Consider the following 24,791-nt stretch of genomic DNA (forward strand, 5'->3'; position numbering starts at 1 on the left):
GAGCTTTACGCCCAGATCGACGACGCAACCCTGGAGGCAATGGCCTCCAACGGCATTGCTCGCCGCAGACGCGCTGATGCGGTCAACGTGCACTTTGAATCGATCGGCGCTGACAAAGGTAGGTTGTCTGTCCCAATCAAGCCGGCGGATGCAGTCGGGTATCGAGCTCGAACGGCTCCTGGAAGCGCATTTCGTAGGCCCCTTCTGCCCGCGATCCAATGAAGATCAAATTCCAGCTGTATTTCGAAACGGCGCTTGGAATGGCGACGAACTTGTAATTCTCCAGAAGCTCATCACCATATTTTTGTTGCCCTGCACTTGGGACACCGGGGCGAAGCCACGCCTGATTTGGAACTGAGACTGGATCGACGATGTGAACGGCAGACGGCTCCAGGATGGTGACCGCAGTCAGAACATGAGGAACCGTATCAAGAACTCGAAAGGTCTTATGGACCGCAACTTCAAGAATCGCAGTCGATGCGTCGAGAGCGCAATAGATCGCTCGCGTGCCTTTCGAATTCCACCGCCCTCCTACCCTGTATGCGCCCTCGCCGCTGCCCCAGGTTGGCGCGAAGACCTTGGAGTCCAGACGCCATGCGACTAACTCGCTCCCTCCAATCGGCGATGGCAGCGACGTCACGCATAAACACCGTAAGCGAGACGCTCCAGATAATCCTCAACGATCTTTACGCCGGCGGGCGTGGTCAAAAGATCGATAGGACGCTTTTGGTTTAACCCGATAGCCGGACGCTCGAACCATTGCTCAGCTTCCTCTTGCGTGCCGAAAACGGCTGTTGCCTTTGTCAGCAGCTCCGCAAATTGCCACGCTCGACCAGCTTGCTCATGACTCAACAGACCCAACGGTTTCTTTTCCTTCCGTTGAAGGGTGCGCAAGCTCATCCCGATAGCTTGTTCAAGTGAATCCTGTCCCATCACTTTCAAGCAACCAGCGAGGTGATCGATGGCCCGATTCGGAATTCCACCCTCCAGCAGGAAATGAGCACCAAGCGGGTCGGTCCCGACAGACCGTCCAACGGCCTCGATGCCCAGCAAACCAGCCACACGTCGATGCAGTTGCTCCCAGTTCTGGAGCACATCGATCTCGGCAACGGTCGATTTTTGAGATCGTCTGGAAGCGGTAGCCTTTTGGGCCATGGAGCCCTCCTGTCACGTGTCGCTAAATATATGACAGCTGTCGCCGCCCCGCAACCGGGGCTCCCAGTGATTTCCGGCCATAAAGCCTCTCAATCCGGCGTTTTGGACCGGAAATGACATCCCTATCGAGAGAGCGCGTCACGCGTGTCTGCGTCATGAAGGCTGAGCGATTTCTGCCGGATCTTGCGATACTTTCCCGTGCAGCGTAACTTTCAACTACACGTAGCTCGTTCGAAAGCAATCCACCTGGTTCGGCCTGGCGGGACAGAGCGATGGCGGACGTCCCATGGCACCTTTCCGGTGACTACTTTGAGAACTGCAGTTGCAGCATCGTGTGTCCCTGCCTCGTGTCGGCGGCCCCACCGTTAACCGCGCGGCCGACCGAGGGCTTCTGTAACGTTCCACTGATCTTCCATGTCGAAAGTGGTCGCTATGGCGACATCGCGCTCGATGGTCTCAATGTCCTGGTGATCCTCCACGCGCCTGGGGTCATGGCAGATGGAGATTGGTCGGTGGCCGCCTATATCGATCAGCGCGCCGACGACAAGCAGACCGAGGCCCTGGCTGCGATCTTCACCGGCGCCGCCGGTGGGCCGATGGCCGCATTCACGCCGTTGATCAGCAAGAACCTCGGAGTGCGCAAGGTCCCGATCACATTCCAAATCGACGGCAAGACGCGGTCCGCCGAAATCCCTGGCATTCTGCACATGTCCGTCGAGCCGTTGCCGACGATGCATCCGAGCGGGGAAATGTGGGCGAACATCGGCCATCCGGTTAGCCCCGACAACATGGTGATGGCGGTCGGCGCCGCGGGCAATACGTTCAGCGATCATGGCATGCGCTGGGATAATTCCGGCAAGAACGGCCTCTATGCGCCGATCCGCTGGTCGAACCAGGCGTGACGCAGCCCCTGATACGGCCCTGCACCAAGGCCGGTAACGTCAATCGCAAATGACCGACAGCCCCCTGGAAACCGTGCTGCGCCGCGATCGGTGGATCGTCGGCGGCGCGATCGGGATCATTGCCGCGCTGGCATGGGGCTATGTGCTCTGGCTCGCCAACGACATGGACATGGGCGGCATGGACATGACCGGCTTCCGCATGGCCGGGATCGGAATCATGTTGCCGGCCAACGAGCCATGGCGAGCGACCGAGTTCGCCTATGTGTTCCTGATGTGGGCGGTGATGATGGTCGGAATGATGGCGCCCTCGGCCGCGCCCATGATTCTCATGTACGCCCGCGTGGGTCGACAGGCGAGAACGCAGGGCAAGCCATTCGCCGCGACCGGCTGGTTTGCGGCCGGCTACCTCCTCGCCTGGAGCGGCTTTTCGCTGGCAGCCACTTTTCTCCAATGGGTGATCGAGCGGACAGCCCTGCTGGACTCCCGGATGGCGATCGCCAGCAACCTGCTCGGCGCAATCGTGCTGATCGCGGCGGGTGTCTATCAATGGACACCGCTCAAGGACGCCTGTCTCGCCCAATGCCAGTCGCCATTTCTGTTCCTGATGCGCCACGGCGGTTTTCGCGACGACCGGCGAGGCTGCCTGCTGCTGGGGCTTCGGCACGGAGGCTATTGTGTCGGCTGCTGCTGGCTTTTGATGGCGCTTTTGTTCGTCAGCGGAGTCATGAACGTGCTTTGGATTGCGCTTTTGTCTCTGCTTGTCCTTTTGGAGAAGCTTACGCCGGCCGGACGATGGATCGCACGCGCCGCCGGCATTGCATGTGTAGCTGCGGGCGCCTGGCTGCTGGTGTCCTTGCCGCAGTGATGGGCGAGCTACTTACGACTACGAGAGCAAACGCTCTGCCGCATTCCAGAATTCGCTGCGAGCAACAACGCGGGAATAAAGATCGCGAAAACATTTTCGCCGTCAATGGTTTGTGCCTTGGGCCGGTGTACCCCATGGATCGGGGCGCTTGAGCGAGGCGCGCTTGACCTTGGCTTTTCCGCCAATACGGCGCAATGCGAAGCGCTGATGGACCAAACCGGCGACGTCGTCATTCCACAGCCTGCGACCTACAGCATCGCCATATTCCGTTGCACCAATCGCCATTGACCCGGCGCGCCCGTCTTGCCATGTTGACCGCCCCGACAATCCAGAGTCGTGCATGAAAGTCGTTCGTTCCGTTCGCCTCTGGATGAAGGAGGGCAGTTCAGACAAACTCTATGAAGTCGATCTGGTCGATCTCGAACGCCCAGACGTCGACGCACGCTATCTCGTCAATTTCAGGTATGGCCGTCGCGGCACGTCGTTAAGGGATGGAACGAAGACTTCGTCGCCGGTCATCCGCGCGAACGCCGACAAGCTATTCGACAGTGTCGTGGTGTCCAAGATCAACGGCGGTTATCGCCGCGTCGACGGCGACGCACCACCGCTGACGGTTCGCGACACCGGCGTCGCTGCCAACGGACGCGACACGGAGCTACTCAAGAAGCTCGCGATCTGTGCGCGCAGTGCATGGCCCGACAACGAACGCGACCGCCTGTTCTGGCGCCTCGGCGTGATCCGGCTGGCCCCCGCCTACCCCCAACTCGCTGCCATCGCCGAGAATATCGGCGCGGCGAACGCAAGTTACAGCCTCGTGTATGCGCTGGCGCGCTGCGGCGGTGCTGATGCCGCCGATCTGCTGCGCAGCTGCGCGGACGCCAATGTCAGTCTCGTGACACGCGACTACGCGGCCTATGCCCTCGCCAGCGAACTGATGGGCGCGCGGCGACCGCCGCCACGCCTGTCGTTGCCGCGAACGACGGATGCTGCGGCGACACGCGACATCGAGATGGCGCTGACGAACGGCGACGGCGCGGGGCTGCTGCAGGCCTTGCTGGCGGCAAGCTCGGCACATCCGGGCTTCGCCAATCAGTTCCTCATCGCGCTTGCCCACCATGCGCTCGCCGACGGCGCGGCGCGCAAGACGCTGCTCGCGGCGGTGCGCGCGATGAGTCCACGCCCGCCCTATGTTCAGGTGCTGCGGCGCCTGTTCAAGTATGCCGATCTCACCGACGACGGTCCGCTGTTCGCCGCAACGGCGCGGCAGTTCGAGCTGGCGACACCGATGTACCGTCGCGGCCGCGTCTATAATGACCGCGTCTGGGTGCCCGGTTCGCGCCAGGCGCTGAAGCTCAGCGAGGAACTGCGGAGCACGGCTCCGCGCATCGCGCTGTCCGACCAGACCCTGCTCTATTTCAAGCGGCGCGCCTGGCGCATGCTGCGCAAGCGCGCCGAGCTCGGACAGGACACCTTCACGGCGATGGCGAGTGAGCTCCTCCTCGCCTTCACCGACGCCGACGGCATCAAGCCGGCGACGTGGACCGAGTATGTCCGCATCGATGGCCGCTTCCAGCCCGCCCCCCATGCCACCGAGGCGCTGAGCCGGGTCTGGAGCGTCAGCCACCTGCTGCATGAAGCGGCCGAGACCAGCCGCTTCAATCCCAACGCGCTCACGCATCGCCACGTCGGCGCGCATGCGCCTGACCAGCGCGAGGAAGCGTTCCCCGCGCTGTGGGATGCCCAGCCGCAACGGCTGCTGCACATCGCGACATTGGCGCGCAATCATGCGGCGGCGCGCTTCGCGGCCGAGGCGCTGCGGCAGGGCCCGCCACGGCCCGAGATGATGGACGCGGCCGCGATCGGCGGCCTGCTAGCCTCGCCATATCCGGAGGTCACCGCGCTCGCGGCATCGATCGCGCGGCGGCTGATCGATGCCGGCAAGGTCGAGGCAGCCTTGATCGCCGCACTGCTCGAGTCGGCCGTACAGGAAATGCGCGACCTCGCCATCCGCGCCATCGACGACCGCGCCGACTGGCCGTGGGCCGACCCCACCCTCGCCCGCACGGCCCTGACCAGCCCGCACGAGCACGTGCAGGGCCGGACGCGCGGCTGGCTGCGCGACCGCGCGCCCTCGCGGGACCAACGCGCCCGCGCGACGGAAGCGTTCGCGGCGTGGCTCGCGCAGTTGCCGTCAGAACTGGACGACATGCAGCGCGCCAGCCTCACGGCCGCCCTCGCGCTGCTGCCACAGCTATGGCCCGATCGCGACTGCCCGCTGCAACCGGAAATCATCGAAAGCCTGACCGGCCACGCCAGCCCCGACGTCCAGGCAGCCAGCATCCAGCTTATTGCCGTTACCCCAACGCGGCCCGATGACCTGCCGGCAGAGTTTTGGCAGGCCATCCTGCAGGCGGATGCACCGGAAATCCGCATTGCCTCGATGGCCCTGCTGGCACGGCTCGACGACACCGCCCTTGCGGAGTATCGCGACGGCATCACGCTGGCGGCCACCGGCGCCCATGCCGGGCTGCGCGCGGCGGCGCGGCCGCTGGTCGCGCGCCTTGCGGCGACCGACGAAGCTTATGCCATCCGGTTGCGCGACATGCTGATGGCCGGCTTCTTCCGCGCCGAACCGGTCGAAGGCCATGCCGCCGACATGGTCACACTCTTCGCCGATGCCTTGCCGCGGGCAGCGGCCGCCATTGACGACGGCACGCTGTGGCGGCTGCTGCAGGCACGCGCGTCCGGCGCGCGCATGATGGGCGCAAAGCTGCTGGAGAGCCGCGACCTGCAGCGCTTCTCTGTCCGCCAGCTTGCCCGCCTCGGCAACCATCCGTTCGCTGCCGTCCGCCGCTTCGCGCTTCAGGCGTTTGCGGCCGACGAGGCCCGCTTCCGCGCCGACCCGCAGAATGCCGTGCTGCTGGTCGAGAGCGAGTGGGACGACGTACGAGCCACCGCGGTGAACCGCCTCACCGCATGGCCCAGCGACGCGCTGCCGGCGGCGGCGCTGGCGGTCATGGCGGACTCGACCGTGCCGGCGGTGCAGGACGGCGCCCGCCTGCTGCTTCGGCGCAGCCTCGCCGACGGCGACGTCGCCGAGGTGCTGGGGCGCGTGCTGGAGCACCCCTCTGGCAGCTTTCACCTCTTCGTCACCGAGCTGATAACCGGCGATTCGCTGGCGGATGCGGCGGTCTTCGCCAAATTCCTCACCCAGGCCCGCATCATCCTGATGCAGATCAACCGCGGGCGCATCGCCAAGGACCGCATCTTCACGGCATTGCGCAACGAGGCGCTGGCGCACAGGGAGCGTGCCGCAGCGATCGCGCAGTTGCTGCACGACTTTACGCTCAGCGTGACCCTTCGCGATAAGGCGCCGGCGCTGATGATCCTGCGCGACATAGCCCGGGCCTGGCCGGATCTCACTCTGCCTGTCACCGTGGCCCGTGCCGGCCGCACGCCGTCGGGCGGCAACTCGCAAGCCAGCGGAAGCGCCGCATGAATTTCGCATATCGATTTCTCGGCAGCACCAGCGCCTCGTCCGACGCCGCCTCGTCGTCGTTCGCCTTCGCGCCGGACACGCTGCGCCAACCGACCTTCTTCACCGGCAAGGTCGCGCGCCACCTCGCGTTCCGCGAGGCGATCTCGGCGCTGCATCATGTCGTCGTGTCGGACCTGCGCTTCAAGCCGCGCGACCGTACCGCCTACTTCGAGTGGCTGAAGCAGAACGAGGCCAACTTCCTCGCCGAAGCGACGAAGCAGTCCGCGGCGCTCAAGCCGCGCATCGCGGAATTGCAGGACCGCATCCGCGGCCTCGACCGCGCGCGCGATCGGCTGATGAAGCCGTTCTGGACGGCGCGGCAGGCCTATTTCAACTACCTCTACAAGGAGAACCGCGACGCCTGGATCGTGCTCGATCCTGTCATCACCGTGCATCCGGACGAGATCTTCTTCGAGTGCTTCAGCCTCGACGAATCGAGCTACGGGCGGCTGTCATGCGACCACGACGTGTTCGAGAGCCTCGGCGAGATGGCATTCGGCACCACCAACATCGACTACAGCCACGCCCTCTACGACGAATTCCAGAAGATCCGCTCCTATCGCGACACCACGCTCACCATCGATCCCTCCGGCTTCGAGGTGCAGACCGGCGACGACCTCGACTTCCGCGAGGAGAAGATCGACCTGCCGGATAGCTGGGTGCGCGGCTTCCTGCAGGTGTCGAGCGCCATGACCCTCCGGGCGCATGTGTTCGACCTGCATCCGGTGGACATGGCCAACATTCTCACCCGCCTCGCGCAGAAAAAGGAAAAGGCCGGTCCACGCTCGCTGCGCTTTGTGCTGAAGCCCGATGCGCCCGTGGAGGTGATCATCGAACCGTGGCACGACAGGCTCACTTTCCGCCGCTCGATCTATCGCGGCAAGGCCCCTGCCGAGATCCGCATCTGGGGCCGGCGAAGGCTTGCGATCCTCGGGCGGGCGCTGCCGCTGGCGCGGTCGGTGCGGGTCCATCTGACCCAGAGCGGCCTGCCATCGTTCTTCGTCGTCGATTTCGGCGGGCTACGATTTACGCTCGGCCTGTCCGGGTGGACGGCGAACGACTGGTCGTCCGCCGGGCAGTTCGACCTGCTCGCGCCGCGCCACAAGGTCGACAGCGACACCGCCCAACGCATTTTCGCGGCGCTCGGCAAATCCCACGCGGCGACCGCCGCGGAGTTGTCGCGCTGGACTGGCGTTGACCAGACGCTCGTGCATGCGGCGCTCACGGGCTACACCCAGGCCGGACGCGTCATGTTCGACCTCGACAAGTCGCTCTACCGCCTGCGCGAACTGACGCGCGAGCCGCTGTCGCCGGCGCAGTTGCGCTTCGCGAGCCCGCAGGAGGAGAAGGCCGACCGCCTGATCGACGCCAACCTCGTGACGATCGGCAACATTGATCGCAACCAGGGCGCTCGCGCCGTCAACGGCAGCGTGCTCGACAACGCCCGCACCGAGCAGGTGAGCCTTGTCATCGACGACGACGACCGTCTCGTCGAGGCGCGATGCAGCTGTCATTTCTACGGCCACAACAAGATGGCGCGCGGCCCTTGCGAACACATGCTGGCGTTGCGCCGGATCTTCCATGCCCAGGTCGAGGGCGTCGCCCAGGACGGACGCGCCATCGCATGAGTGACATGAAAGCTGCCATTTGCAGACCCGGCTTGAACCGGACACGACAATTCGCGTATCACCGTATTCGGAAGGGCGCAGGCCGGTCAGGACCTTGCAACCCGGGCGGCGTATCGCCGTCCTTGCACCATGACCATGCATGCGTCACTGGCCCGATCTTCACTGGGCCGGGGCAGTCCACCCATCCGCAATCGCAGAATGGGTTCCTTGAACCCAATTGCGGATGGGTGGACGCCCCGGCGTCGAGTGGATCGATCCAGTTCTTGGATGAGACGAAGGCAATCCGGCCTGCGCCCTTTCCGATCTCTCTCCCCCCCGTGGCCGCCACCTTCCTGACCGGAGGGCTGGCCGCGTGACCGACACCGTTTCTCCCGGCACGCTGACGCGCCAGGAACTCTACGACCGTATCCGCCAGTCGTCGAAGGACGAGGTCATCCTCGAGGAGATGATCCGCCTCGGTTTTTGGCCCGACGGCGAAAACGAGCCGGCGCCTGCTGCGGACGCGATCCGCGCGCGCGGAGAGGCGATGCGCGAGCTCAGCGAATTGCAGCGCCAGAATGCCGCCCTCGGCGATCCCGTGCGCGCGCTCAAGGAAATGCACAAGCGCCGCAAGGCCGAAGCGATGGCGCGGCGGCAGGAGACCAAGCGTCGCAACGCCGAGGCCCGACAGACGCGGGCGTTTGCCTGGTACGAACGCCGCAAGCGCGATGTGCTCTACCTCGGCGAGGACGTCTCGCCCGGCCTTCACAGCCGCACGACCACCATGCCGTTGCGCGACGGCTTGCCACCGCTCGCCGATGCCAAGGCGCTCGCTGACGCGATGGGCATCCCGCTGGGCGAGCTGCGCTTCCTCGCGTTCAACAGAAAGGTGGCGTCGGTCAATCACTATCAGCGCTTCACGATCCCCAAGAAGAGCGGTGGCGAGCGGTTGATCTCGGCGCCGATGCCGCGCCTCAAGCGCGCGCAGTATTGGGTTCTGGACAACATCCTCGCACGCGCGCCGCTGCATGATGCCGCGCACGGCTTCGCGCCTGAGCGTTCGATCCTGACCAATGCGCGCAACCATGTCGGCCGCGACGTGGTGATCAATCTCGACCTCAAGGATTTCTTCCCGACCCTGACCTACGCCCGCGTCAAGGGTCTGTTCGAGGCGCTGGGCTATACTGAGGCGGTCGCGATCCCGCTCGCGCTGTTGTGCACCGAGCCAATGGTTGATGAAGTGACGCTCGACGGCGAGCGCCACTTCATCGCCGACGGCCCGCGGACGCTCGACGGCGAGCGCCACTTCATCGCCGACGGCCCGCGGCTGCTGCCGCAGGGCGCGCCGACCAGCCCGGCGATCACCAACCTGATCTGCCGCAGGCTCGACCGCCGCGTGATGGGGCTCGCCCGCACGCTCGGCTTTGTCTACAGCCGCTATGCCGACGATTTGACCTTCTCCGGCTCGGGCGAAGCGGTGAAAAAGATCGGCACCTTGCTCAAGGCCGTGCACGTCATTGTCGAGGCCGAAGGGTTCAAGATTCATCCGGACAAGACGCGCGTGATGCGCCGGTCGACGCGCCAGGAGGTCACCGGCCTCACGGTCAACGAAGCCGTGGCCGTGCCGCGCGACCTGCTGCGCCGTTACCGCGCGGTGCTGCAGCAGGTCGAGCGCCACGGGCCTGATGGCAAGCACTTCGGCCCCGGCAAGGACGTGATCCGGTCGCTGCTCGGCTTCGGCCAATTCGCCAAGATGGTCGATCCAGAGAGCGGCGCGCCCTTGCTGCAGCGAGCGCAGCGCCTTGCCGCGCATTACGCGCCCACCCGCTCCGCGCGGCGCCCGACCCGCGCCGCATTCCGCAAGGCTGCGGCCGCCGGCCAGACGCCGCCGGGCCGGCAATGGAATCCCGCGGAGCGGCCGCCACCAGCGCCGGACCCGGTGCTGGTTGCGCTGGCGCGGCAGGAAGAAAAGAAGCGGGCCGCCCAAGCGCGCACCGCAACTCCCGGCGTGTCACGCCCGCCCAACGTCCCCCCATCGCCGTGGGGCACGCCGCGCGCCGCCGGCCCGCAGGCGGCTCCCACGGCGGGACCGGCGACAGCACCCAAAAAGAGACAGCCGTGGTACGTCACGGCGATGGTGATCCTGCTGGCGGTGATCCTCGCGCTCGCGATCAGGCCTGGCGGCGCCGTGATCGCCGGCGCGCTGCTGTTTGCCTATTTCAGGTGGTGGTGGAAGCGTTGAAGCACCGTCCGGTCTAACCCAACCCGAGAAAGACCTCTTTTCACTGGCAAATTCCCTTCGGAACCGCGCAGCCCTACCGGTTAGTTCAGCCGGTTATCTGGCCATGGCGAGCCATCGCTCGGCAGGTCCGTTCGACCGATTCGAAGATATTTGGGCTGGTGCGCTCGGAGGTAGCAGAAGCATTCTCGCAGCCGCAGCTTCGCCGCGAATGAAGGATTATCTCAATGATATCAAACTTCGCGAACACTTCCGGCCGGTGGCACCGATATGCCTGGAGGATCGTGCGCCGGATATTTTCAGTCCTGGAACGCCGGACCCTTACATGCTTTTCGATCACCAGACTCGAGCAGAATGGTGCGAAAAGATCCCAGCTGTTGTACATCTCGACCGATCTGCGCGATTGCAGACCGTTTGCAGAACCTCTCAGCACAAAATCGCAGAACTTCTCATAGAATACGAAAAACTCTCGGGCATTCCGCTGCTTTGCAATACAAGTGCTAACCTCCATGGACGTGGGTTTTTCCCGGATGCCGCAGCCGCCTGCGAATGGGGACAGGTTGCGCACGTATGGTGCGATGGCATGCTATGGACGAAAACTCCGTAAGCGCAGTGTCGCACCGATATGTCGTCACTTTCGATGCATTTGGGGACACCGTCAGCGCAAAGCTGGTGGTGCGTGAGAAGGACGAGGAGCGCAACAGCTGCATCTTTACTGCCACGCGGTCACCAACCAGAACGGCTCTGTCGTGGCGTCAAGCAGCACTTCCTGAAGGACTTTTGACGCAAACAGCTGACCGTGGCGGCCTGGTCAAGCCTTGTCATACCGAAAGCAATGCGGATCGGCAGCCGGCGTGCCAGGCGCCCTCGATCAACCTGGCAAGCAAGCGCTGGTGCGTGCGGCCGGCCGAAGCCAGTCTCCTTAGTCGAATTCCCCGTTAAACAGGACAATTTGCGGGGATCCTCGGAATACGGGAGCCGAACTAACCCATCTATTCGGTTGTCCGCTTCAGATAGTGCAATTCGAAGAAAAATTCGCCGGAGAGGCCCCCCCCGGCGAATCGTCCCTGTCGGGTGCTTGTGACTGGGGCTTACGCCTTCATCGCGCCCTTCACGGCTTCCGGCGTGATCGGCAATGCGCGGACGCGGGCGCCAGAGGCATTGAAGATGGCGTTGCCGAGCGCGGGCGCCACAACCGTCACCGCCGGCTCGCCGACGCCGGTCGGCTTGTCGCCGTTGGCGATGACATTGACGGCGACTTCCGGCGTCTGGCTCATCCGCAAGGGTGTGTAGGTATCGAAATTGGTCTGCTCGATACCGCCATCCTTCAGCGTCGCCTTCTCATACATCGCGAGCGAAAGGCCCCACAGCGCCGCGCCCTCGACCTGGGCACGGATGTTGTCGGGATGCACCTGCATGCCGACGTCGGTGGCGACGGTCAGTTTCTTGACCTTGACCTCGCCGGACTGCGACACCGCAACATGGGCCACACAGGCGGTCCAGCTTGCGGTCGCGCGCTCCTGCGAGGAGACGCAGGCGATGCCCATGCCCTCGCCCTTCGGCAGCTTGGTGGTGCCGTAGCCGGCCATGCCCATCGCCGCCAGCAGCGTGTTGCGCAGGCGTTGCGCGCCGCCGTCATTCTTGCCTTTGCCGTCCAGCAGCGCAATGCGATACTGCGCGGGATCCTGGCCGGCCTCGTGCGCGAGCTCGTCGATCATGCTTTCGACCGCCCAGAACGTCCAGCCCGGCGCCACCGAGCGCAGCGGACCGGACGGCGTGGCCGTGTGCGCCATCTCGTTCTTGATCGCTCGCACATTGTGATTGGGCACGGAATAGAAGAAGTCCGCGCCATTCACCGTGAACGAGTCCAGCGGTCCCTTCTTGTCGACCGAAGGCGTCAGGAAATCGGGGATTCCCCACCGCGCGGTCGGCCACGCACTGACCACGTCGTGGTTGAGCGCGATAAGCTTGCCATCGCCATCGAGACCCGCCTTGACCTTCTGGAAGGTCAGCGGGCGCGAATAGTCCATGGTCATGTCGTTTTCGCGGCTGTAGATCACCTTGACCGGCTTGCCGACCGCCTTCGCCGCCTGCACGGCAGGCACCATCATGTCGGCATCGAGCCGCCGGCCAAAGCCGCCGCCCAGCCACATCTGGTGCATCACGACAAACTTGGGATCGATCCCGGCCGCTCCCGCCGCGATCGCGCCGGAGCGTGTCGCGAACTGGTTGCCGGAGTAGATGTGCAGGATGTCGCCCTTGAACTCGGCGGTCGCGTTCATCGGCTCCAGCGGCGCATGGATGTTGATGCTGGTGGTGTATTCCGCCTCCATCACCTTCGCCGCGGTCCCGAAGGCCGCCGCCGTATCGCCGTCCTTGACGAAGAATTGCCCGGAATCGTCGAGCGCCTGCAGCCGCTTGGCCTCGTCGATCAACGACTGGCTCGACAGCTTGGCGTTCGGGCCGTTGTCATAGCTGATCTTCAGCGCATCCGCCGCCTTGCGGGCATTGGCATAGGTATTGGCGACCGCCACCACCCATCCGGACGTGCTGCCGGTCTTGTCGTCGAGCGTTACGGCCTTGATGAAGCCCGGCACCTTCTTCGCTGCGCTATCGTCGACCGATTTCACCGTGGCGCCGAAACGCACCGGCGGAGTGACGACCTTGCCATAGGCCATGCCCGGCAGCATGACGTCGATGCCGTATTTGGCCGTGCCGTTGATCTTGGGCGGGATATCGAGCTGCGGTACCGAGACGCCGATCATGGTGTACTGGTCGGGCGTCTTGAGCTTGATCGCCTTCAGCTCATCCGGGGTGAAGGTCTTGGTGATCTTGCCGCTCTTGACGATGTCGGCAAAACTCATCTGCTTCTTCGACTTGGTGTGCGCGACGGCGGAGTTGCGCACCACCAGCTCGCCGGCCGGCACGCCCATGATGCCGGCTGCTGCTTCCGTCAACGCGATACGGCCGGCGGCGCCCGCGCGGCTCATCGCGTCGAAGTTCATCATCGTGCTCCAGCTACCGCCGGTAATTTGCGCGCCGAGCACGGGATCGTTGAACTTCGGATCGTTGGACGCGAGTTGCACCCGCATGTCCTTCCAGCTCGAACCGAGTTCTTCGGAAACGATCTGCGCCATCGTCGAGGCGATGTGCTGGCCCATGTCGGCCTTGCCGCACGTGACGGTTACGAGTCCGTCGGGACCGATCGAGTACCACACGCTGGGTTCGAAAGCGGAAGGCGCGGCCAAAGCCTGATCGATACCTGGAACGGCGGCATAGCCGAGCACGAGGCCCGTAGCGGCAGAGCCGACCAGGAACGAACGGCGGCTGAGATCAGTGGATGGGATTTTCACGTGCGTATTCATGTGGCCCTCCGCTCGGTGCCGGCGTTGGAGGCGGTACGCATTTCGGATGCGGCGCGCATGATCGCCTTTTGAATACGCGAATAGGTCATGCAACGGCAGAGATTGCCGTCCATATGCGCGACCACTTCATCCCTGGTCGGGTTGGAATTCTTCGACAGCAGCGCCGCCGCTTGCATGATTTGCCCGGACTGGCAGTAGCCGCATTGCGGGACCTGCTCGGCGATCCAGGCCTTCTGCAAGGGATGATCGCCCTTGGCGGACAGACCTTCGATGGTGGTGATCTTCTTGCCGACGGCGTCGCTCACCATGGTCTGGCAGGAACGGACGGCTTCCCCATTGACGTGAACCGTGCAGGCGCCGCAAAGACCTGCGCCGCAGCCGAACTTCGTACCGGTCATCTGCAATTGCTCGCGGATGACCCAGAGCAACGGCGTATCGTGTGCCGCATCCACGGAGAGATCTCTGCCGTTGATGTTTAACTTTGCCATTTGCCAAAAACCTTCTTACGGGACGAATTCGAGGCGATTGAACTGACTGCATTCCGGTGAAAACGAGTGGCAGCATCGCAGCTGCGCTAACCCACAATTACGGCACCCGCCCGCCGCTGACCTGCACCGGGCCGATCGGGCAACAAGCGAAATACCTCAAACGAAGCCTATCGTCCGGGATACCGACCGCGCTGGCACAGGCGTACATGTTGATTTCCATGCCGACCGGCAGTTCTATGATCTTCGGCGCGTTCCACTTCATCTCTTGTTTCCTGGAGAGGCTGAGCTTGGCCTGCGCATCGAGCACACGCCCTCTTGCATCCTCGGCAACTCTCCAAGCCCGATGACGCAAGTTGAAGAAGTGGAAACCACAAGGTACCGGCTCGGCAGAGAAGCCCTATTGCATCTTCCGGGTAATCCGAACATACGTCCGATCAACGAAGTCCCTCAGGTCTCGGCCGGCTCGTCTGAACAAGTTGCGCTCGACGGCGAGCAACCGGTCCGGCAGTGACTTTCTGCATGTGTCGCGGATGAAAACACCGCCGACCGGTTGCTCGTCGGCTTGCGCCTTCGCTTCGGTACATGTCCACCCTTCGCCGCCGTAACGAGACCTGACCTGCGCAGCGAGTAGAAAGGCCTTCTTCCGAGCATACAGTCTTGCATTCGGATCGGTTTCTATATCGAGGCCCGATACGATGCCCTTGCCGTCAATGAAGACGGTCAAAAGCACCGGATGACCTGCAATTAGCGTGCCTTCTCGGCTTGTCTCAGGATCGAACTCGAAGTGAATTGCTCGCAACCCATCGCGCTCGGCCGGGCACTCATCCCACGCGGACCAAGCTGGCAGCTTGGCCTTTGGATCCCTGGCGCAGCACAGATTCGCGTAGCCAACGTCCGATACTATATGGACGGGCCTGCCAACGGTGATATCGCGAACATCATATTCGGGCTCGACCTGCGCGACAGCGGCTTGCATCCCAACGGCAAGAACGATCCCAACCGACATCACGGCGCGACGTGCCGATTTCATTTCGAGCCCTCAGTCCCCGTCTTGCTGGATGATTCCGCACCCGCCTTGTAGATGTCACATACGCGCGACGTGTTGCCAAAGAAGGTCGTACATTGAGCGTAGGTCGGCTCGCCCGCACCCTTGACGTGGACGATCAAATAGTCAGCAACCGCTGCGATATCGTTCGGTCGCAGAAACGTGCCGCCCTCGGGCGGCATGCGTTCACCGACATCCTGCCGGGTCATGTCGTAGCAGCTGGTTGTGTCATAGGCGCCTCGCACGAAGAACGGCATGCCCGTCCCGGGCCGGCCGCAAGCCACGGTCTCGATGATCTGCTCCTTGGTCAGCACGGTCTTGCGCAGCGACAGCGCATCACCGCCGTAGCCGCCGCCGCCATCGCCGTGCCATTTGTGGCAGCCCATGCAATTGGCCCTGCTGAATACGGCCTTGCCGGCATTAGTCGGGTCCGACACTGCTGCTTGCGCCGCCTGACCATAGGCGAGGCCTGACATCGAAAGATTCAGCGCGACGACGCTCACGAGCAGGATACTCGTCGCCACCGGGGATGCCTTGAAAGCCATCATCGCGTCTCTTTTCGAAAAGGTTGGAGGGTCCGGACTAACGGACCCTCCTTTGCGGGCAGGTCAGAGCGCGAATACGTAGAGCATCGATCCCGGCTGTATCTTCTTGAGCTCGCGCGTCGAATCGATGAACCATTTGTCCCAGGCGCCGCCCAGGCCGACCAGGATCGCGACATACTGCTTGCCTTCCACGGTGAAGGTCATGGGCGGCGCGTTAACGCCGCCGCCGGTATTAAACTCCCAAAGCTTCTGCAGCGACTTGGCGTCAAGGGCCATCACTTCGCCGGACGGCTGACCAGTGAAGACGAGGTCGGGAGTGGCCAACATGCCACCCAGATTGGGGAACGGCGTTTCCATTTTTTGGGCAATCTTGCCGGTCGTCACATCGATCGCGGTCACGCTGCCGGTGATCTTGAACGGTTGGCTCGTGCCGCCGCCGGTCCAGAACTCACGCGGCTTCAGTTTCTCCGGCGTCATCACCTCGACCTTGACGCGATTGCAGCTCTCGATCACTGGGACGTACCAAAGTTTCAGGTCGGGATTATAGGCCGTGGGCGGCCAGTTCTTGCCGCCCATGTTGCCGGGGCAGATGTCGGTTTCCATGTTGGTGCGGCTCGGCGTCACCGATGCGATGTAGGTCTGCACGGGCTTGTTCGGATCGTACTCGATCGGCTTGCCGGTCTCCGCGTCGAGCCCCTTGGTCCAAGTGACCTTTTTAACGAACGGCACCCCCCACACGAACTTGCCGGTGGTGCGATCGATCGCGTAGGCGAAGCCGTTGCGGTCCGCTTCGAGCGCGAGCTTGCGCGGGCCACTCGGTCCGGGTATGTCGACCAGCACGTTCTCTGCCACGCTGTCGTAGTCATAGGGATCGTTCGGCGTGTGCTGATAGTGCCACTTGATCTTGCCGGTCGTGGCATCAAGGGCGAGCGAGCTGTCGGTGTAGAGGTTGTCGCCCGGCCGATAGGCGCTGTCCCAGTCAGGCCCGGGATTACCGACGCCCCAGATGATGGTGTCCGTGGCGGGATCGTAGCTGCCGGTAACCCAAGTCGAACCGCCGCCGGAGGCGGCCGCGTTGTTGCTGTCTTTCCAGGTCTCGCTGCCGGGCTCGCCCTTGCCCGGGATTGTGTAGGTGCGCCAGACCTCCTTCTGGGTCGCGAGATCGGTGGCGGCGAGCCAGCCTCGAATGCCGTACTCCGCGCCGGCAACTCCCGTGATCGCCATGTTCTTGACGATCAGTGCCGCGCCGGTGATGACCTCGCCCTTGTCCGGATCGGCCACAGTCCGTTGCCACGCAACCTGGCCGGTTTCCTTGTTGGTCGCGATCAGCCGGCCATCGAGCGTATGAGAAATGACGAGATCACCCCACAGCGCGACGCCGCGATTGTCGACGCCGCAGCACGCCACAGCACCAGCCCAGTCACGGTCCGTCTTGGGATCCATCTTCCAGACCAGCACGCCACGGCCACCATGAGCATCGATCTTGTAGACCGAGCCCCAGCCATCAGTCACATACAGGAATCCGTTCTCGGCAATGGGAGTGCCTTCCAGCCCGCCATGGCTCCAGATCCCACCGCCTTCGACCCCGCCGAGGTGCATGGTCCAGGCGACCTTCAGGTTCTTCACGTTGTCGCGGTTGATCTCCTTTAGAGTAGAGAACCGGTGAGCCGAATAATTCTGATGATGATGAAGCCAATTGCCCGGCTCCTTGCCGACATTGAGCAGCCGTTCCTGAGTGACCTCATCCGCGGCACAGACCTGCGCTGCAGCCAGCATGCCTCCCGCGGCGATTGCAGCCGCAACCAGCCGCGCTCGCGTCGATATTCTTGCTTGATCTGACAATCGCTCCATGAGTAGTGCCCTCCGTTGACATATTATGGTTGATCGAACGTCCGGCACGTTCCGGGCATTCGGCTGAGAAGCCTCATCCAGCGGGCTCAACGGTCCACTGAGATTAGGGCGTTCGTGAAACCTGCACCTCCGTTTCCTTTGTTCCGGCTTTCTGGAAAACGACGGCGCATGTGAACGTCTCGCCGTCGACAAGTTTGTGGCGAGTCTGTAGCAGCATGACGTGGTATCCATCCTGCCTGAGCTCGAGCATCCCGCTCTCCGGAATCGGAATTGACTTAATCGCACGCATGGCGGGCGCCCCTTCGCCGCGATCAACAGTGTGCTTTTCCGAAAAATTCGCGAATGGACAGCGGACGCGCAAGATAGCGTCAGCTTCGGCTGCATCGTTCTTGACTGTCAGCAAAAGCGGCAGATCGACACCGATCTGATCGGATGCGGAAACCCGGGCATTCGTCATCTTCAGCGCGTCGCTTGCGGCGGCGAATCCGGGCATCAGCGTCAGCCCAAGTCCGACAATCAAAAGTCGGATCGCAAAGATCCGCAATCCCCCACCACCTCGCACAATCTGCCTGCCGCGATCGATGTCGGTGCGGCCGCGAAGTTCGTAGCGATCGTGGTCCATGAAAAACGGAACCGCCAGCGGGCCGACATTATACGGGCTGGCAAAGAGCTGCAGTGGAATGACCAGCAGTGGCGCGCCAGTCGACCCGACGGCACGCGCGCTCGCAATTGCAATGGAGATCGCAACCGGCGCACCGAGCTCACGAAGGACGTTGCCAACATGAAAACCCCACACGATCGCGCCTCCCCAACTGTTAGATGCAGCTCGATATTCCGACGCACCGACGGGTGTCTCTACTTACCGGGCGGCAGGCGCGACACAACCATCTGCACCAGCGCATACAAAATGAGCAGTGCACCGCCGACCGGAACGGCAAGATTAGGGTAGACCATCGAGGTCGGCACTGACGACGCGTTCTCCGTCCTAATTAGCGAGAGCACTTCGCCGCCATAGAGGACGAAGACAACGCCAGCCCGATCATCGCGAGGTCGGTAATGTCCTGCACCGCGCCATGTGTAATCACGGGCAGACGTCCGCTGGCGCCTCGACCTCAGGATGGACCCAAAGCTTCACGCCAAATGTTTCACGCTGCCGCTCCCCCTTCGCGCTTTTTTTGATACAACGATAGACTTCAATTGAGCGAAAGTATTGGCGAACAGAGCGCAACGCGTTAGGACGCATTTCCGAATTTCTTGTACTTTTTTACGTGACATCGGCATCTGGATAGCGCGCCGATCATATCGCCGCGACGCACAATCGCTTCTGCGGTGACAAGTGCGCCCCGTTCGAGCCCCCCCCTGCACGCGATTGCCGAAAAATCCAAGCATTCGCACAAACTGTCCTAACGCCGGCACAGGGCCGCTTCTAACATTTGGAAGAGTAAGCCCCCACGTCCACGGCAGCCGAAGCTTACCTCCAGGTTCGCAGATGTCGGGACGATCAGGAAGCGGCAGCTCTAAAGATCAGATCCAACATCATGGCCAAGCGACCTATCATGAACTGTTATGTGATCGGCGATAGCGCCGACGTCGCGAAGACCGTGACCGAATATGACGTATATGCATTCACAGACATTGTTGGCGACTTCTGCGGCGTACACCTCACTGAGGAGTACGCCAAGAATACGCGCTTCAAGAAGCGGATCGCGCAGGGAACGGTCTCGGTCGGCCTTCCCTCCACCGTGACGGGATATATTGTAGCAAAGGCTCCGGAAGCGCAGTGCCCTGCCGATATGGCGTCACCTTCGATGCCCCAGGCTATTTCGGGGACACCGTCACCGCAAAGCTGGTGGTGCGTGAGAATGATGAGGGGCACGACACCTCAATATTTACTACGAGGTCACGAACCAGAGAGCGGCATTACCGCGGCCACGGGCAACAACTACCTGAAGGTCCTTTGATGCAAACAGCTGACCGCGACAGCCTGGTGCTGATGGAGCAGCTCGGCGCCGTTCGCGTGCTCACCATCAATCGCGCCGACAAAATGAACGCATTCACGCCGGCGGTAATGCACGAGCTGGACCACATGCTTGACGATGCTGCGCGGGATAGCGCGACCCGTGTCGTCATGATTACGGGGGCGGGTCAAAAGGCCTTTGTGGCTGGCAACGACATCGATGGCCTTATCGAGATGAATGGTGTCGAGGCCTATCGCGACATGCAAAGTGGTCAGCGCGTCCTGTTCAGGCTATATGAATTCGCAAAGCCGACTATCGCCATGGTGAATGGCTATGCATTGGGCGGCGGCTTCGAGCTCGCGCTGGCGTGCGACTTCATCGTCGCGTCCGATACGGCGCGGTTTGGTTTTCCGGAGATTACACTCAATACCATCCCTGGTTGGGGCGGAACGCAGCTCGCGGTCAGAAAGATGGGGTTGGCGCGCGCCAAGGAAATGGTGTTGACCGGGCGCCACTATACGACCGCGGAATGCCGGGAGTTTGGGTTCATTCATGTTTTCGCTTCCGCGCCAGAGCTGAAGTCGGCGGCGCTGGCCTTTGCCGAACAGTTGGCGACGCACGATTCGTTCGCCATGGAAATGGCCAAGCGCAGCGTCAACCGCGCCGCCGAGATCCCGCTGAATGTGGGACTGGATCTGGAGGCCGCGAACTACGCCGTCAACCACGGCACCACTGCCGCCCGCACGGGTTTGCGCGCCTTCGCCGCGCGCCGCAAGCCCAAAAAAGCGCTCACCGACAATTCGACTTCCGAGAAATCCAAGTGATCCCATGAGCATGCCCCATTCGCTGAACGATCAGCACGCGATGATCCGCAATTCCGTTCGGCGTTTCGCGGAAAGCCAGATCGCGCCCTGGTCCCACCAGTTGTGGAAAGAAGAAGTATTTTTTGTACGAAATAAGGCTTCCAGGCTCGGCCTTGCCGGCCTGCCCTACCCTGCGTGTATGGCGGTGGCGGCGGCGAATGGCTGTCCTTCATTATCGTGCTCGAGGAGCTATCGCGTGTCGATTGCGGTCGCCAATTCGCCGCTGATGGCAAATTTCGATGCCAAGGTGCTGAAAATCGTGGAAGGCACATCCGAAATGCAGCGCACGATCATCTCGCGCGAATGAAAGCAAAGCGTGAGCGCTGACGTTTGAGAACAACTGCTGGATCCAGCCATGAGGTTTCCATGCTCGAGGGCATTAAGGTTTTGAGTTTCACGCACTTTCTGCAGGGGCCTGCGGCCGTGCAGATGCTGGCTGACGCCGGGGCGGACGTAATCAAGATCGAGCCTCCTGGAGGCGCATTTGAGCGCGGCTGGTCCGGATTCGATGCCTTCAAGGAAGGCGTGAGCATTTTCTTTCTGCTCGGCAACCGCAATCAGCGGAGCCTCTCGCTAGATCTTCGCAATGAACAGGCAAAAGAGATCGTGTTGCACATGGTGCGCGAAGCCGACGTGCTGGTTGAAAACTACCGCCCGGGCGTCCTGGAGCGGCTTGGCTTCGGCTATGAAGACATGAAGGCCGTCAACCCCCGCCTCGTATACTGCTCCTGCTCGGGTTATGGATCGTCCGGCCCCTACTTGAAACGGCCTGGCCAGGACATGTTGCTGCAGGCGATGAGCGGCATGACCATGCTCTCGGGCGGGGCCGACGCGCCGCCGACCCCGGTTGGCTCCGCAATTGTCGATCAGCACGCCGCCGCGCTTGCAGCGTTCGGCGTCGTTTCGGCGCTGCTTTCGCGTCAGCGCACCGGACGCGGCGCGCTGGTGGAGAGCAACCTTCTCAATGCAGCCCTCGATCTGCAGATTGAGCCGTTTACCTATTACCTCAATAAGGGCCGGCTCTGGGCGCGCACGGGCCCGCCGCTGGGCAGCCGCTTCCACCCCGCTCCGTACGGGATCTATCGCACCGCGGACGGCTGGATCGCGATCTCGCTAACCCCTATATCGCAGATGGCAGCGGCGCTCGACTATCCGAAGCTAGCAGCTTTCAACGACCCTAAGGATCCGGTGCGTCGGCGCGACGAGATCCATCACATCGTATATGAGCGCGTGCAGAGCCGTAAGACGGCGGAGTGGATGGAGATCTTCGATGCGCACAACATCTGGTACGCGCCGGTGAATGACTATGAGGAGGTCGAAACCGATCCGCAGGTCGCACATAACAACATGATCATGACGATCGAGCACCCTCAAGCGGGCGAGGTGCGGCTCTTGGCCCATCCGGTCCGTTACGATGGCGAAGCGCCACCGCTACGTCGATTGCCACCGCGGCATGGCGAACACACCAGGGAAATCTTGGCCGAGCTTGGCTATGCAGCGGACGAAATCGACGCATTGTCTGACGGCGGGATAGCCATTACCAATAAGGCCGCCTCGTGATCATCGCAACCAAGCCGGAAACATGGCGGCTACCGAGCTTCAGCAAGTTCGAGATTGGCCGAACGCATGCGGTGACCCGCACTTTCACCGAAATGGAAGTGGACGCTTTCGGCTATCTCTCAGCCGATCCTGATCCTGGATACGATGGTCCGCAACAAACGGGCGAGGCAGTCCTCAGCGGACTTTCGGCTTACAAGTATCTGCGTTTCAGACAGGGCCTTCTTTCCACTGCAGCAGAAATTCGCCAGACCGCGGATCCTCAAGAAAACGGGGCTGGCATATTAACGCGACTGATGCTATAAAAATGACTGAAATCGTTTTCAGAACTCAACGATTACCAACCATGGCGTCCTCAGAGCCGATGGATGACGTAGAAGGATCACCGGCGAGACTGGGCCAACGACCGGCGGCAGTCCGCTCCTTCTTTTCACGAGGCGAGCCAGCGCACCGGAAACCGTGTTGTTCACTGCCGGTCGTGAAGATAGAGCACTACGATTACGGCTCCGAGATCAAGTCGCTCAACATCCATTTTGCACCGCTGGAGAACATGAAATCGACGCTGCCCTACCCGCATCGGCACGACTTCTATCATATCGTCTGGGTGACCCGCGGCACCGGCTGCCACATCATCGACTCCGTCAAATATGAAGTCCGACCGAACAGCCTGTTCTTCATGGCCCCAGGGCAGATCCATGATTTCACGCTCTCGGAAGACGCGATCGGGCACACCATCAGCTTCAGCCCGGAATTCTTCGCTTTCAGAGTCCACAACCGGCATTCGCTCACCGACATTCCGATCTACAGTCTCGAAAATCTCAACAGCGCGTTTTATCTGGACGATATACAGGCCCAGAGTCTCCGCCAGATCATGGATGCCATAATCGAAGAATACACGGCGGAGAAGACCGGGCATGAGGATGTGATCTGGTCCTATTTGCGGATCTTCCTGATGAAGATGTCAAGGATAGCCGTACCTCCCGCCATCACCGACCTATCGTCCCGAAACCTGCTCCTATCACGCCGTTTCAAGAGCGCGCTGGAGAAGAATTTCGGCACCATGAACGAGACGGCGGAATATGCCAAGCTTCTGAAGGTCACCGAGCGTGCACTCAACGAAGCCACTCGGCAAGCCCTTGGTTTAACCGCGGCTCAGCTCATTCGCGAGCGGATCATGCTGGAAGCCAAGCGGCTGCTGCTGCACACCGAAATCGGCGTGGCTGAGATCGCCGACCGTCTCGGCTTCGAGGATCCTGCGTATTTCAGTCGCTGTTTCAAGAAGCACACCACCCGCTCGCCGATCGAATTCCGCCAGAGCCTCGCTACGCTGAACCTTTGATCCCATCGCCGAGTAAACCCAAGCGAAACTGGCAGCCCTCAAACTATCGGGGGCCCGTCGCGAAGATCTCACCCATCTGTTTTCTCTCGGAAAGAAGTATGCCGGACACGACCAAAAATTCGATCGAACTCACTGGCGCGCAGCGGCGACTGTTCACCGAGGTCCTGAACGTTATGGCGCGCAAAGTGGCCGAAGACGAGCCGACATTTGGCGTCGAATTTCCGCACGTTACGGCACCGGACGGCTCCTGGATTAAGCTGCCGGCTTCGCTGTCGGCGGGCTATAGCGGCCAAGCCTGGAGCCACGGCAACTGGCTGTGCGGCTTCTGGATTGGCCTGTTGTTGACCTGTTATCTGCATACCAACGAGAAGAAATACCTGATCTGGGCTCGCGAACGCATGCGGCTCGTGGCTCAGCGCGCGGACGACCCCAACACGCATGACATCGGCTTTATCTTTGACAGCAGCGCGATTCCCGCGCACGCGATCACGGGCGACCGCTGGTATGCGGATATCGCGATGACCGCAGCCGACAAGCTCCGCGCTCGGATCATCACCACGCGCAGCGGCGCGTATCTCGCCTCCTGGGGGCCGTTGGACGACCCGCGCGGGCAATGCAGTTCGGCCATTGACACGATGGCCAATCTCTCGCTGTTGTATTGGGCAACCAATTACAGCGGCGACCGCAGCTATCGCCTGGCCGCCGAAGCGCATGCCGACATTACCGCAAAGGCTTTCATTCGTCCCGATCATTCCACCTACCATGCAGTGGAGTACGACGTAGTGAGCGGCGCGCGGAAGCGCGGCTATACGTTCCAGGGAGCAGGCGACGAATCCGCCTGGACCCGCGGCCAGGGCTGGGCCATCTACGGCTTCGTCAACTCCGCGCGAGAGACCGGTCAGCGCCGATATCTGGACCTCGCGGAACAGCTTGCACAATATCATATGAAGCGGCTTGCTGGACGTCAGGTCCCGCCGTGGGACTTCGATGCGACGGAGGCCGACGCCGACATTAAGGACACGGCGGCAGCAGCCGTGATTTCATCCGCCTTGCTCGAGCTGGGGCGGTTGCATCCCGATGACGCCGCTGCTTCGGCGTGGACTGAGAAGGGATTGGCGATGCTGGAAGCGCTGTGCCGCGATGAGTTCGCGCGAGACCCCTCGCATCGCGGCTTGTTGAAGAATTCCTGCTACTCGAAGCCGCACAATGAGGGTGTGCGCAGCGCGACCATGTTCGGCGACTTCTTCTTCACAGAAGCCCTGTGCCGCGTCATGCTGCCCGGTAAGTTCCGACCGCTGACGGCGGTGCCGATACTCGCGTGAGATGAACTGGCCTTTCGCGAGCTGATCTGCCCAGCACGCGCCACTTCCAGGAATATCCAAACCCGCTCCCAATCCATCGACTACACTTTCTGAACGATCGCAACATTCAGCCGTCGTTGCACACGCGCTTTATTACAGCCGCACGGCTTGAG

General features: G+C 62.2%; 21 protein-coding genes and 2 pseudogenes. 13 read left to right on the forward strand and 10 right to left on the reverse strand.

The window, feature by feature from the left end; translation table 11 throughout:
* Positions 1-136 precede the first annotated feature (136 nt).
* The gene (locus tag LMTR21_RS23710; RefSeq protein ID WP_065752864.1) at positions 137-640 is read right to left on the reverse strand and encodes an RES family NAD+ phosphorylase; all 504 of its coding nucleotides are present in this window, start codon (positions 638-640) and stop codon (positions 137-139) included.
* Positions 637-1,155, reverse strand: coding sequence for a type II RES/Xre toxin-antitoxin system antitoxin (parS, locus tag LMTR21_RS23715; RefSeq protein WP_084030593.1), 519 nt, complete (start codon positions 1,153-1,155; stop codon positions 637-639). The genes LMTR21_RS23710 and parS overlap by 4 nt, the downstream gene beginning before the upstream one ends.
* A gap of 272 nt (positions 1,156-1,427) precedes the next feature.
* Between parS and LMTR21_RS23720 the strand changes: the two genes are divergently transcribed.
* Together LMTR21_RS23720 and LMTR21_RS23725 are read left to right on the forward strand one after the other, a co-directional pair.
* Positions 1,428-2,057 (forward strand): DUF1326 domain-containing protein, encoded by a 630-nt coding sequence (locus LMTR21_RS23720; RefSeq protein ID WP_065752863.1) that lies wholly within the window; start codon positions 1,428-1,430, stop codon positions 2,055-2,057.
* A gap of 49 nt (positions 2,058-2,106) precedes the next feature.
* Positions 2,107-2,922 carry a DUF2182 domain-containing protein gene (locus tag LMTR21_RS23725; protein ID WP_065752862.1) on the forward strand — a complete coding sequence of 272 codons (816 nt, stop codon included), beginning with the start codon at positions 2,107-2,109 and terminating at the stop codon, positions 2,920-2,922.
* 102 nt (positions 2,923-3,024) lie between these two features.
* On the opposite strand, the gene LMTR21_RS23730 is transcribed toward LMTR21_RS23725, so the two are convergent.
* Positions 3,025-3,207 (reverse strand): hypothetical protein, encoded by a 183-nt coding sequence (locus tag LMTR21_RS23730; protein ID WP_141688288.1) that lies wholly within the window; start codon positions 3,205-3,207, stop codon positions 3,025-3,027.
* Between the two features lie 55 nt (positions 3,208-3,262).
* Here LMTR21_RS23730 and LMTR21_RS23735 point away from each other — a divergent pair, with 55 nt between their 5' ends.
* From LMTR21_RS23735 to LMTR21_RS23750, 4 genes and pseudogenes are all read left to right on the forward strand, one after another.
* A complete protein-coding gene (locus LMTR21_RS23735) occupies positions 3,263-6,421 on the forward strand; it encodes a hypothetical protein (RefSeq protein ID WP_065752861.1) in 3,159 nt (1,052 codons plus the stop codon).
* The gene (locus LMTR21_RS23740) at positions 6,418-8,088 is read left to right on the forward strand and encodes an SWIM zinc finger family protein (protein WP_065752860.1); all 1,671 of its coding nucleotides are present in this window, start codon (positions 6,418-6,420) and stop codon (positions 8,086-8,088) included. The genes LMTR21_RS23735 and LMTR21_RS23740 overlap by 4 nt, the downstream gene beginning before the upstream one ends.
* A gap of 352 nt (positions 8,089-8,440) precedes the next feature.
* Positions 8,441-10,309: a reverse transcriptase family protein gene (locus LMTR21_RS23745; RefSeq protein ID WP_065752859.1), complete on the forward strand. Its 1,869-nt coding sequence runs from the start codon at positions 8,441-8,443 to the stop codon at positions 10,307-10,309.
* Positions 10,310-10,469: 160 nt separating this feature from the next.
* A pseudogene (locus LMTR21_RS23750) lies at positions 10,470-10,913 on the forward strand (carbamoyltransferase C-terminal domain-containing protein); the annotation flags it as partial.
* Between the two features lie 484 nt (positions 10,914-11,397).
* On the opposite strand, the gene LMTR21_RS23755 reads toward LMTR21_RS23750, so the two are convergent.
* From LMTR21_RS23755 to LMTR21_RS40980, 7 genes and pseudogenes are all read right to left on the reverse strand, one after another.
* A complete protein-coding gene (locus LMTR21_RS23755) occupies positions 11,398-13,671 on the reverse strand; it encodes a xanthine dehydrogenase family protein molybdopterin-binding subunit (protein WP_065752857.1) in 2,274 nt (757 codons plus the stop codon).
* Positions 13,668-14,159, reverse strand: a complete 492-nt coding sequence (locus tag LMTR21_RS23760; RefSeq protein WP_065752856.1) for a (2Fe-2S)-binding protein — start codon at positions 14,157-14,159, stop codon at positions 13,668-13,670. Before LMTR21_RS23760 ends, LMTR21_RS23755 begins: the two co-directional genes overlap by 4 nt.
* A 193-nt stretch (positions 14,160-14,352) precedes the next feature.
* Positions 14,353-14,421 (reverse strand): annotated as a pseudogene (gene pqqA / locus LMTR21_RS41605) (pyrroloquinoline quinone precursor peptide PqqA); the annotation flags it as partial.
* A 135-nt stretch (positions 14,422-14,556) separates the two neighbouring features.
* Positions 14,557-15,189, reverse strand: a complete 633-nt coding sequence (locus LMTR21_RS23770; protein ID WP_065752854.1) for a hypothetical protein — start codon at positions 15,187-15,189, stop codon at positions 14,557-14,559.
* Positions 15,186-15,680, reverse strand: a complete 495-nt coding sequence (locus LMTR21_RS23775) for a c-type cytochrome (RefSeq protein ID WP_065752928.1) — start codon at positions 15,678-15,680, stop codon at positions 15,186-15,188. Before LMTR21_RS23775 ends, LMTR21_RS23770 begins: the two co-directional genes overlap by 4 nt.
* Positions 15,681-15,812: 132 nt before the next feature.
* The gene (locus LMTR21_RS23780) at positions 15,813-17,600 is read right to left on the reverse strand and encodes a PQQ-dependent dehydrogenase, methanol/ethanol family (protein WP_065752853.1); all 1,788 of its coding nucleotides are present in this window, start codon (positions 17,598-17,600) and stop codon (positions 15,813-15,815) included.
* A 103-nt stretch (positions 17,601-17,703) separates the two neighbouring features.
* Positions 17,704-18,396 carry a copper chaperone PCu(A)C gene (locus tag LMTR21_RS40980; protein WP_246174057.1) on the reverse strand — a complete coding sequence of 231 codons (693 nt, stop codon included), beginning with the start codon at positions 18,394-18,396 and terminating at the stop codon, positions 17,704-17,706.
* Positions 18,397-19,138: 742 nt separating this feature from the next.
* On the opposite strand from LMTR21_RS40980, the gene LMTR21_RS23790 reads away from it, so the two are divergent.
* From LMTR21_RS23790 to LMTR21_RS23820, 7 genes are all read left to right on the forward strand, one after another.
* Positions 19,139-19,561, forward strand: a complete 423-nt coding sequence (locus LMTR21_RS23790; protein ID WP_210250529.1) for a MaoC/PaaZ C-terminal domain-containing protein — start codon at positions 19,139-19,141, stop codon at positions 19,559-19,561.
* 32 nt (positions 19,562-19,593) lie between these two features.
* Positions 19,594-20,382: an enoyl-CoA hydratase/isomerase family protein gene (locus tag LMTR21_RS23795; RefSeq protein WP_246175720.1), complete on the forward strand. Its 789-nt coding sequence runs from the start codon at positions 19,594-19,596 to the stop codon at positions 20,380-20,382.
* 10 nt (positions 20,383-20,392) lie between these two features.
* Positions 20,393-20,728, forward strand: a complete 336-nt coding sequence (locus LMTR21_RS23800) for an acyl-CoA dehydrogenase family protein (RefSeq protein WP_210250530.1) — start codon at positions 20,393-20,395, stop codon at positions 20,726-20,728.
* Positions 20,729-20,787: 59 nt separating this feature from the next.
* Entirely contained in the window at positions 20,788-21,981 is a 1,194-nt protein-coding gene (locus LMTR21_RS23805) for a CaiB/BaiF CoA transferase family protein (protein WP_065752850.1), read from the forward strand.
* Positions 21,978-22,283 carry a hypothetical protein gene (locus LMTR21_RS23810; protein WP_065752849.1) on the forward strand — a complete coding sequence of 102 codons (306 nt, stop codon included), beginning with the start codon at positions 21,978-21,980 and terminating at the stop codon, positions 22,281-22,283. The genes LMTR21_RS23805 and LMTR21_RS23810 overlap by 4 nt, the downstream gene beginning before the upstream one ends.
* Before the next feature lie 173 nt (positions 22,284-22,456).
* A complete protein-coding gene (locus LMTR21_RS23815; RefSeq protein ID WP_210250531.1) occupies positions 22,457-23,317 on the forward strand; it encodes a helix-turn-helix domain-containing protein in 861 nt (286 codons plus the stop codon).
* A gap of 98 nt (positions 23,318-23,415) precedes the next feature.
* Positions 23,416-24,639 (forward strand): glycoside hydrolase family protein, encoded by a 1,224-nt coding sequence (locus LMTR21_RS23820; RefSeq protein ID WP_065752848.1) that lies wholly within the window; start codon positions 23,416-23,418, stop codon positions 24,637-24,639.
* The last annotated feature ends 152 nt before the right edge of the window (positions 24,640-24,791 follow it).

This window comes from Bradyrhizobium paxllaeri (assembly GCF_001693515.2).
In the GTDB taxonomy this organism is placed as follows: Bacteria; Pseudomonadota; Alphaproteobacteria; order Rhizobiales; family Xanthobacteraceae; genus Bradyrhizobium; species Bradyrhizobium paxllaeri.